The organism is Streptomyces sp. NPDC048639 (genome assembly GCF_043199075.1).
Lineage (GTDB): Bacteria > Actinomycetota > Actinomycetes > Streptomycetales > Streptomycetaceae > Streptomyces.
This window is the reverse complement of sequence record NZ_JBICVP010000023.1, coordinates 1-11255: the sequence shown is the minus strand read 5'-3', so window position 1 is coordinate 11255 and position 11255 is coordinate 1. Positions and strand designations below refer to the sequence as shown.

Annotated in this window: 2 protein-coding genes; both read right to left on the bottom strand. The window is 71.8% G+C overall.

The features are described from left to right. The coding region (locus ACGFNH_RS32620; RefSeq protein WP_393659997.1) for a type I polyketide synthase at positions 1-2033 on the bottom strand (2033 nt) is incomplete at its 3' end. Positions 2034-2105: 72 nt separating this feature from the next. Beyond that, on the bottom strand, positions 2106-11255 hold a 9150-nt coding region (locus ACGFNH_RS32615; RefSeq protein ID WP_393659996.1), incomplete at its 5' end, for an SDR family NAD(P)-dependent oxidoreductase.

Genomic DNA, 11255 nt, shown 5'->3' with positions numbered 1-11255 from the left:
ATCGAATGACCGACGAGGACATCCGGACGCACACCCCAGCTCTCCAACAACCGGAACAACGCCACCTCAAGCGCGAACAACGCAGGCTGCGCAAATTCCGTACGATTCAACCGCTCCGCGTCGTCACCGAAGACGACCTCCCGCAGACTGAACGGGACCTCACCGTCCACCGCGTCGAAAGCCTCCGCAAACACGGGATACGTCTCGTACAACTCCCGGCCCATGCCGGGTCGTTGAGACCCCTGGCCGGTGAACAGGAAGGCGGTGCGCCCGCCGGACCTGAGGGTGCCAGTGACGGTGTGAGAGTGGGGCTCACCCGCGGCGAGCGCGGTGAGCCCGGCGCGCAGGTCGTCGAGGGTACGGCCGGTGATCACGGCCCGGTGGTCGAAGCTGGAGCGGGTCGTGACCAGGGCGCGGCCGACACGGGCCGGGTCGGACGGGGGCTCGTCGTCGAGGTGGCCGAGCAGGCGTGCGGCCTGTTCGCCGAGGGCGGCGCGGCTGCGGGCGGAGATGAGCCAGGGCAGAGGGTGTTCGCCGGTGGGCGCGGCCTGCCTGGTCGTCCCGTCGTTCGCCGCGTGCGGCTCGCCCTGCCCCTGCGGATCGAGTGGCTTCTGCGGATCGTGCTGCTCCTGCGGCTCCGGGGCCGGTGCCTCCTCGACGATCATGTGGGCGTTGGTGCCACTGATGCCGAAGGAGGAGACGGCCGCACGGCGGAGGCGGTCGTCGTTGCGGGGCCACGGCTGCTCGCTGGTGAGCAGCCGCAGGTCCGCGGCCGTCCAGTCGATGTGCTGGGAGGGTTCGTCGGCGTGCAGCGTGCGGGGCAGGAGGCCGTGACGCATGGCCAGTACCAGCTTGATGATGCCGGCGACACCGGCGGCGGCCTGGGTGTGGCCGAAGTTGGACTTCACCGAGCCGAGCCACAGGGGCCGGTCCTCGGGCCGTGCGGCGCCGTAGGTGGCGAGCAGCGCCTCCGCCTCGATGGGGTCGCCGAGCGGGGTGCCGGTGCCGTGGGCCTCGATGGCGTCGATGTCCCCGGTGGACAGGCCGGAGTTGTCCAGGGCGGCGCGGATGACCCGTTCCTGGGCGGGGCCGTTGGGTGCGGTCAGTCCGTTGGAGGCGCCGTCCTGGTTGACGGCGCTGCCGCGGATCACGGCGAGTACGGGGTGACCGTTGCGGCGGGCGTCGGAGAGGCGTTCCAGGAGGAGCATGCCGACGCCCTCGGCGGGTCCGAAGCCGTTGGCCGCGGCGGAGAACGCCTTGCACCGGCCGTCGTCGGCGAGCGCACGCTGCCGTCCGAAGTCGACGAACATCTCGGGGCCGGACATGACGGTCACGCCGCCGCCGAGCGCCAGGTCGCACTCGCCGGACCGCAGCGACCGTACGGCGAGGTGGAGGGCGACCAGCGATGACGAGCAGGCGGTGTCGACCGTGACCGCGGGTCCCTCGAGGCCGAAGGAGTAGGCGATCCGGCCGGAGGCGACGCTGATGGTGCTGCCGGTGAGCAGATGGCCGCCGAGTTCGGCCTGGGAGTCCTGTGAGCGCGGCTGGTAGTCCTGGGCGATGGCGCCGATGAACACGCCCGTGGCCGAGCCGCGCAGCGCGGCGGGGACTATGCCGGCCCGCTCGACGGTTTCCCAGGAGGTCTCCAGGAGCAGCCGCTGCTGCGGGTCCATGGCCTGGGCCTCGCGGGGCGATATCTCGAAGAACTCGGCGTCGAACAGCGGGGCGTCGTGCAGGAAGCCGCCTTCGCGGACGTACGAGGTGCCGGCCCGGTCGGGGTCCGGGTCGTAGAGGGCATCGAGGTCCCAGCCGCGGTCGGCCGGGAACGGGGTGACGGCGTCGGTGCCGGAGGCCAGGAGCCGCCACAGGGCCTGGGGGGTGTCGGCCCCGTCGGGGAAGCGGCAGCCCATCGCGACGATCGCGATGGGTTCCTGCTGCTGGTCCTCCATGTCCTGCAGACGCTTACGCGTCTGACGAAGGTCGGCCGTGACCAGCTTGAGGTAGTCCCGCAGCTTCTCTTCGTTGCTCGCCATTCGATGCCACTTCCTAGGAGGAGCCCGAGGGGGATCCAAAGACGTCGGGTCCTGTGCGGTACGGGGTCGGTGTCACGTGATGCCCAGCTCCTTGTTGATGAGGTCGAACATCTCGTCGTCCGTCGCGGATTCGAGTCCGGTGCCGGTCACGGTCGGCCCCTCCGAGCCGCCGGTCCACCGGGTCAGCAGTTCCCGCAGCCTGGCGGTCACCTTGTCGTTCAGCCCGTCGTCGCCCGGTGCGCCGTCGCCATTGCTGTCGACACCGGTCATGGCCGCTTCGAGCTTGTCGAGCTCCGCGAGGAGGACTTCGGCGGGGCGCACCTCCTGCGGCGCGCACTGCTCCAGCAGGTACCGGGCGAGGACCGCGGGGGTCGGGTAGCTGAAGATCAGGGTGGCCCGCAGGGTGAGCCCGGTCGCGGCGCCGAGCCGGTTGCGCATCTCGACGGCGGTGAGCGAGTCGAAGCCGAGCGTCTTGAACGGCCGGTCGACGTCGACCGATTCGGGGTCCGCGTGCGCGAGGACGGCCGCGGTGTGGGTGCGGACCAGGTCCAGGGCGGCCCGTTCCCGTTCCTCGGCTGACAGCGGCCGCAACTGCTCGGTGAAGGACACCGCATCGCTGTCGCCGTTCTTCGTGCCGGAGGCCGCGGCCGAGGTGTCGGCGGCGACCCGCCGGACCGGAGTCCGGGCCAGCGCCCTGAGCAGGGCGGGCGGCTCGGCGCCTCGGCGTTCCAGACCGGCCAGGTCGAGGCGGGTGGGCAGCAGCATCGCCTGGTCGGCGGCGAGGGCCGCGTCGAACAGAGCCAGGCCCTCCTCCTCGGTCAGCGGTGCGAGGCCCATCCGGCCGATCCGCCGGACGTCGGCGGCGCCGAGGCTGCCCGCCATGCCGTCGCCGGTGTCCCACAGCCCCCATGCCAGGGAGAGCGCGGGCAGCCCCTGGGCCTTGCGGTGGTGGGCCAGGGTGTCGAGGAACGCGTTGGCGGCGGCGTAGTTGGCCTGCCCCTGGCTGCCGAACGTGGCTGCGACGGAGGAGAAGAGGACGAAGGCCGACAGGTTCAAGTCGCGGGTCAGTTCGTGCAGGTTCCATGCCGTTTGCGCCTTGGGACGCACGACACGGTCGACACGCTCGGGTGTCATCGCGTCCACCACACCGTCATCGAGGATTCCGGCGGTGTGGACCACTGCCGTGAGCGGACGCTCGGCGGGGATGGCGGCGAGCAGCCCGGCAAGGGCATGCCGGTCGGCGGTGTCACATGCGGCGACGGTGACGGTGGCGCCGAGTCCGGTCAATTCGGCGACGAGTGCGGCGGCGCCGGGGGCGTCGGGGCCACTGCGGCTGGTCAGCAGCAGATGGCAGACACCGTGGTGGGTCACCAGGTGCCGGGCGAACAGTCCGCCGAGATTGCCGGTGCCGCCGGTGATCAGAACGGTGCCATGGATGCGGGCGTGGTCGGCGGCGCGCTCGCCCCCGGTGTCCTCCCCGGTACGTCCGTCGGCGGCGGGGGTGCGGGAGAGGTCGACCGGCACCTCGGGAACGGTGAGGACGATCTTCCCGACGTGCCGGGCCTGGCTGAGGTACCGGAACGCCTCCGGGGCTCGCCGCACATCCCACGTCGTGAGCGGCAGCGGGCGCAGGGCCCGCTGCTCGAACAGGGCGAGTACGGCCGTGAGCATCTCGGCGGTGTGGTCGGGGTCGACGTCTCTGAGGTCGAACGCCCGGTACACCACCCCGGGGTGCTCCGCGGCGACGTCCTGTGCGTCACGCAGGTCGGTCTTGCCCATCTCGATGAAACGACCGCCCCGCGGCAGCAGCCGGAAGGAGGCGTCGATCAGGTCCCGGGCGAGGGAGTTGAGAACGACGTCCATGCCGCGTCCCGCGGTCACGCGCAGGAACTTCTCCTCGAAGTCCGCGTCGCGCGAGGACGCGATGTGGTCGTCGTCCAGACCCATCGCCCGTAGCGTCTCCCACTTGGCGGGGGCGGCGGTGGCGAAGACGTCCGCGCCCAAGTGCCGGGCGAGCTGGACGGCGGCCATGCCGACGCCACCGGTGCCCGCGTGGACGAGTACGGACTCGCCGGGGCGCAGATCGGCCAGGTCCACAAGCCCGTGGTAGGCGCTGAGGAAGACGATGGGTGCCGCGGCGGCTTCGGTGAAGGACCAGTCGTCGGGTTGCCGGGCCAGCAGACGGTGGTCGGTCACGGCCACCGGGCCGTACGCCCCGGAGAAGAGACCCAGCACCCGGTCGCCGGGCGCGAGGCCGGTGACGCCGGGGCCGGTCGCCAGAACCACACCAGCGCCCTCACGGCCTGGCACTTCGCGGTCGAGCATGCCCAGGCAGACCAGGACATCGCGGAAGTTGACGCCGGTGGCCCGCATCGCGACCCGTACCTCGCCGGGGGCGAGCGGACCGGTGGCCTCGGGGCAGGCGACCAGAGCCAGGGCGTCGAGGGTGCCGGGCGTGGTGACGTCCAGCCGCCAGGCGGATTCGCCGGGCGGCGGCAGCAGGGCGCCGCCGGTTCCGGCCGGGGACAGCCGGGGCACGTGGACGACACCACCGCGGAGGGCGAGCTGCGGCTCGCCGGTGGCGAGGACAGGGGCCGGGTCGGCCGGGGTGGAGACGTCGTCGGCACCGGTGGCTGTTTCGGTGAGGGTGGTGACCGCATCGGTACGGGTGCCGGCGCCGGTGAGTCGGTCGGTGCCGTTGCTCTTCCCGGGCGCGAGGTCGAGCAGGACCAGGCGTCCGGGATGCTCCGACTGCGCGGAGCGGACGAGTCCCCAAACGGACGCCGCCACGGGGTCGGTGAGCGCCCGGTCACCGTCGGCGGGCACGGCCCCCCGCGTCACCAGCACCAGCCGGGCGGCGCCGAAGCGGTCGTCCGCCAGCCAGCTCTGCACGACGGCAAGGGTGTGATGCAGCACCTCGATGGCAGCTTCCACGGTCTCCGGCGCATCGGCGCCGTCCGCGCCCGGCCACAGGGCCGCATCGTCCGGCACGGACGGGGAACAGGCGACGAGCACCGCGCCCGGCAGCGGTGTTCCCGCGTCGACCGCGGCGGCCAGCGCCGCGAGGTCCGGGTAATGGCCGGCCGGGGCCTCAAGGAGCCCTGCCATCTCGGGTCCGACGACGGCCCACTGCTCGGCCCGGTCCGGGAGGGATCCGGACAGCGGGGGCAGCGCGCTCCAGTCCAGCCGGAACAGCGAGTCCCGCTGTACGACCGGGGCGCTCGCGGCGGGTGCCAGGGCGTCCCCGCTCAACTCCCGCAAGGTGAGGGCGTCGACACGGGCGACGGCACGGCCTTCGGCATCGTCGACGGTCAGCGCGATGGTGTCCTCGTCCACCGGCGACAGCCGCACCCGCACGGCGGACGCTCCGACCGCCTTCAGAGAGGCACCGCTCCACGCGAAGGGCAGCCGCATCCCCGTGGAGCCGTCCGCCGCCGCACGAGGACCGTCCGCCGGCGTCCGCCCCGCGGCCAGCCACGCGTGCAACGCCGCGTCCAGCAGAGCCGGGTGGAGCCCGTGGCGCTCGGCCTCGCCCTGATGGTCGGCGGGCAGCCGGACATCGGCACAGATGTCGTCGCCGTGCCGCCAGACGGCTCGCAGGCCCTGGAACACCGGGCCGTAGGCGTACCCCTCGTCCGCAAGACGCTCGTAGAAGCCGTCCAGCGGGACGGGTGAGGCGTCGGCGGGCGGCCAGCTCTCCGAGCCGGGCGCCCCGTCGATGCCGGCGGCCGCGTCCGTGCCGTCCGCGTCGAGGAGACCGGTTGCGTGGCGTACCCATCCCTCGGCCTCGGCCGCGTCGGTCCTCGAGTAGACCGAGACGGTGCGCCGCCCCCGCTCGTCCGGGCCGCTCACGGCAACCTGCACCCGTACGCCACCCCGCTCGGGCAGGACCATCGGCGCCTGCAAGGTCAGGTCCGCAACACGTCCGCAGCCGAGGCGGAGACCGGCCTGGAGCACAAGTTCCAGGAAGCCCGTGCCCGGGAAGAGGACGGCACCCGCCACAGAGTGGTCCAGCAGCCAGGGGTGGGTTGTGAGGGAGATTCTGCTGGTGAACAGAGTCCCGCTGCCTTCCGCCAGCGCGACTTCGGCGCCCAGCAGCGGGTGACCGGAGGCCGTGAGCTCGAGCCCGGTGGCGTCGCCCGCCTCGGCACCCGGAGCACCCGGCCAGAAATGCTGCCGCTGGAAGGCGTAGGTCGGCAGGTCGATACGGCGCGCGCCCGTACCGGCGAACACCGCCGGCCAGCGCAGCGCGGCACCCCGGGCGTACAACGCGGCGACGGCGTGCAGCAGGGTGCCGGGCTCGCCGCGGCCCTTGCGCAGGGCGGGTACGAAGAGCGCCTGCTCGGCGGGGTCGGCCTCCGCCCGGGCCAGCGCGGTGAGCGTGCTGTCCGGGCCCAACTCCAGCCAGCTGTCCACGCCTTCGGCGTGCACCCGGCGGACGGCGTCGGCGAACCGCACTCCGTGGCGCACGTGCCGCACCCAGTGGTCGGGCGTCATGAGGTCCGCGGCGTCGGTGAGGTCGCCGGTGAGCGCGGAGACGAGGGTCAGCTGCGGACGGTGGTACGTCAGGCTCTCCGCGACCGTACGGAAGCCGGCGAGCATCGGCTCCATCAGAGGGGAGTGGAACGCGTGGCTGACCCGCAGCCGCGTCGCCTTGCGGTCGAGGTCCCGGAAGTACGCGGCGATCTCCTCCACGGCCGCTTCCGTGCCGGCGACCACGGTGGCCTCGGCGCCGTTGACGGCTGCAATGCCGGCCTCGGCCTCCCGCCCGGCCAGCAGCGGCAGCACCTCCTCCTCGGACGCCTCCAGCGCCACCATCGCTCCGCCCGCGGGCAGCGCCTGCATCAAGCGGCCCCGGGCCGCGACCAAACGGCAGGCGTCGCCCAGCGACCACACACCGGCAACATGAGCCGCCGCCAACTCACCGATGGAATGCCCCATCAACACATCCGGACGGACGCCCCAGCTCTCCAGAAGCCGGAACAACGCCACCTCGAGCGCGAACAACGCGGGCTGCGCGAACTCCGTACGGTTCAACCGCTCCGCGTCCTCGCCGAACACCACCTCCCGCAGGGGCAGTTCGAGCTCCTGGTCGACGTGTGCGCAGACGGCGTCGAAAGCCTGGGCAAAGGCCGGGTACTCCTCGTACAACTCTCGCCCCATGCCCAGGCGTTGGGACCCCTGGCCCGCGAAAAGGAACGCCGTACGAACGCCGTCGGCGGCCGCCGTACCGGTGACGACATGGCCGGCGGACTCGTGCTGCGCCAGTGCCTCAAGGCCGTGCAGGGCCTGCTCCCGGTCGGCGGCCAGGAGCACGGCGCGGTGCTCCAGCGCGGAACGCGTCGTCGCGAGTGAGAGTCCGACATCGGCGTGCGACAGCTCTGCGTCCGACGCGAGGAGGGTTGCCAGCCGTTCGGCCTGGGCGCGCAGCGCGCGGGGTTCGGCGGCGGAGAGAGGCAGGAGAACGGCAGAGGTGTCGGAGACCGGCAGGGCTGCGGCGAGGCCGTCCGTACCGGGGTCGGCAGTTTCGCCGGCACGGACGGTCTCGCCTGTCGGGGCCTGTTGGAGGATGACGTGGGCGTTGGTGCCGCTGATCCCGAAGGACGACACACCCGCACGGCGCGGACGGTCCTGCGGCTGCGGCCATTCCACGTTCTCCTTCAGCAGGGAGATCTCCCCCGCCGACCAGTCGACATGCGAGGACGGCTCCTCGGCGTGCAGGGTGCGCGGCAGCACTCCCTGCCGCATCGCCATCACCATCTTGATCACACCGCCGACACCGGCAGCCGCCTGCGTGTGACCCACATTCGACTTCAACGAACCCAGCCACAAAGGCTGTTCACGATCCTGGCCGTAGGTGGCGATGAGGGCCTGTGCCTCGATCGGGTCACCCAACGGAGTCCCCGTACCATGCGCCTCCACCGCGTCGATGTCGGCGGGGTGCAGACCGGCACCGGCCAGGGCCTGACGGATCACGCGTTGCTGCGAGGGACCGTTCGGCGCCGTCAACCCGTTCGACGCACCGTCCTGGTTGACCGCCGACCCGGCAACCACCGCCAGCACCCGATGCCCATTGCGGCGGGCGTCGGAGAGCCGCTCCACCAGCAGCAGACCCACGCCCTCGGCCCACGCCGTCCCATCCGCACCATCCGAGAACGCCTTGCACCGACCGTCCGACGCCAACCCCCGCTGCCGCGAGAACTCAAGGAACGTCTCCGGTGTCGACATGACGGTGACACCACCGGCCAGCGCCAGATCGCACTCACCACTGCGCAGCGCCTGAGCGGCCAGATGCAGCGCCACCAACGACGACGAACACGCCGTATCCACCGTCACCGCGGGACCCTCGAAACCGAAGGTGTACGCGATACGGCCCGACGCCACACTGCCGGTGTTCCCGGTCATGAGGTATCCGCCCGAGTCCAACTCGGCCGCCCGCAGGAAGGAGCCGTAGTCCTGGGCCATGGCCCCGGCAAAGACACCCGTACGGCTGCCACGCAGCGTCGCCAGATCGATACCGGCCCGCTCGAAGACCTCCCACGACGTCTCCAGCAACAACCGCTGCTGCGGATCCATCGCCAACGCCTCACGCGGCGAAATCCCGAACAGCCCCGCATCGAACTCGGAAGCGGCGTGCAGGAAACCGCCCTCGCGGACGTAGGTCCGTCCCGGCGTACCGGGCTCCGGGTCGAAGAGACTGTCCAGGTCCCAGCCACGATCGGTCGGGAACCCACCGATCGCATCACTCCCCTCACTGACCAACCGCCACAGATCCTCGGGCGACTCGACCCCACCGGGGAACCGGCACGCCATCCCCACGATCACCACCGGATCGTCGCCAGCACCCACCACCGAAGGCAGCACCGGCACGGAGGCAACGACCTCGTCCTCCTCATCGGACAGTTCCGCCAGGAGGTGGTGGGCCAGTGCGGCCGGGGTGGGGTAGTCGAAGACCAGGGTCGAGGGCAAGCGCATGCCAGTGGCGGCATTCATGCGGTTGCGCAGCTCGACCGAGGTGAGCGAGTCGAAACCGAGATCCTTGAACGCCTGCCCCGACTCGACCTGCTGCGCGGAAGCATGCCCCAGGACGGACGCCGACTGCTCCGAGACGAAATCCCGCAGAAAGCGCTCGCGGTCGGCCGCCGGCAGGGAGAGCAGCCGCTGCCGCAGGCCGGTGGCGTCGCCGCCCGTCCCGATCTCGGCCTTGCGGCGACCACGGCCACGCACCAGAGCCCGCAGCAGCGGGGGAACATCGTCCGATGTCCGCCCGCGCAGCGCCGCGATGTCCAAGTCGACGGGCAGCACGGCGGCCCGTTCCATACCCGCGCCCAGATCCAGCGCGGTGTCCAGCAGACGGAGGCCCACCTCGGGAGCGAGCGGGAGCATGCCGTTCCGCGCCATACGCCGCAGATCGGCTTCGTTCAGCTCGGCGGTCATGCCAGCACCCGGCGCCCACGGACCCCACGCGAGAGCGGTGGCAGGCAGACCGGACGAGCGGCGCGTTGCGGCAAAGGCGTCCAGGAAGGCATTGGCCGTCGCGTAGTTGGCCTGCCCCGCACCACCGAACGTGCCCGCAGCGGAGGAGAAGACCACGAACGCCGACAGATCGGCCTCATGGGTCAGTTCATGCAGGTGCACCGCGGCGTCCGCCTTCGACCGCATCACCCTGGCCAGCCGCTCCGGAGTCAGCGAGACCACCACACCGTCGTCCAGGACACCGGCCATGTGCAGGACTGCGGTCAACGGGCGGTCGGCGGGGATCGTGTGGAGCGCGGCGGCGAGCTGGTCCCGGTCGGCGACATCCACCGCCGCCACCTCCACCGTTGCGCCCAAGTCGGCCAGCTCCGCCACGAGTTCGCCCGCCCCGGGGGCCTCCGGGCCACGACGGCTCGCCAGCAGCAGGTGTCTGATGCCATGTTCGGTGACAAGGTGCCGGGCCACGAGCGCGCCCAGGCCACCCGTACCACCGGTCACCAACACGGTGCCGTCCGGATCCATCGGCGCCGGGACGGTGAGGACGACCTTGCCCACATGACGCGCCTGCGACAGATACCGGAACGCCTCCGGCGCCCGCCGCACATCCCAACACGTCACAGGAAGCGGCCGCAGAGCCCCCAGCTCGAAGAGGGTGACCAGCTCCGACAGCATCCGCCCGATCCGCTCCGGCTCCACGTCCATCAGATCGAACGCCTGATACCTCACACCGGAGTGCTCGGCAGCAACCTCATCGGCACCCCGGACATCGGTCTTGCCCATCTCCAGGAACCGGCCACCGCGCGGCAGCAGCCGCAGCGACGCGTCCACGAACTCCCCCGCGAGGGAGTCCAGCACCACATCCACACCACGACCACCGGTCGCAGCGAGAAAGGCCTCCTCGAAGTCCGTATCCCGCGACGAAGCGATGTGCGCATCATCCAGACCGAGGCCGCGCAGCGTGTCCCACTTGCCCGCGCTCGCCGTACCGAACACCTCTGCGCCCAGATGACGCGCCAGTTGGGTGGCGGCCATGCCGACGCCACCGGCAGCCGCATGCACCAGCACCGACTCCCAGGGCTGCACCCCTGCCAGGTCGGTGAGTGCGTGGTACGCGGTCAGGAACACCACGGGCACCGTCGCTGCCTGCGCGAAGGACCAACCCGCGGGGATCCGGGCCACCTTCCGCGCATCCGCGACCGCAACCGGACCGAAGGAACCGGAGAAGAGGCCCATCACGCGGTCGCCGACGGCCAGTTCGACGACACCCGGCCCGACCTCGGTCACGACACCCGCGCCCTCGAGACCGAAGTCCTTCGCATCACCGGGATACATACCGAGCGCGTTCAGCACATCGCGGAAGTTGACACCGGCCGCCCGCACTCCGATACGGACCTGGCCCGCCTCAAGTACGGCCTCCGCCTCCGGAACCGGCCGCAGCGCCAGCCCTTCCAGGGTGCCCTTCTCGACGACGTCCAGCCGCCAGGCCGCATTCCCGGACTCCCTTGCAGGAGCGGCGAGTTCACCACGAGCAGTGACGCGTCCCAGCCGTGGCGCGTAGGCCGCTCCACCGCGCACCGCCAACTCCGGCTCGCCCAAGGCAAGCGCCGTCCTCACGACACCCCAGGACGTGTCCGTGCCGTCCACGTCCACGAGCGCGAACCGGTCGGGTGCCTCCGCGCGCGCCGCGCGGACCAGGCCCCACACCCCCGCGAGCGCCGGATCCGGTGCACTCTCGTCGAGGGCGAC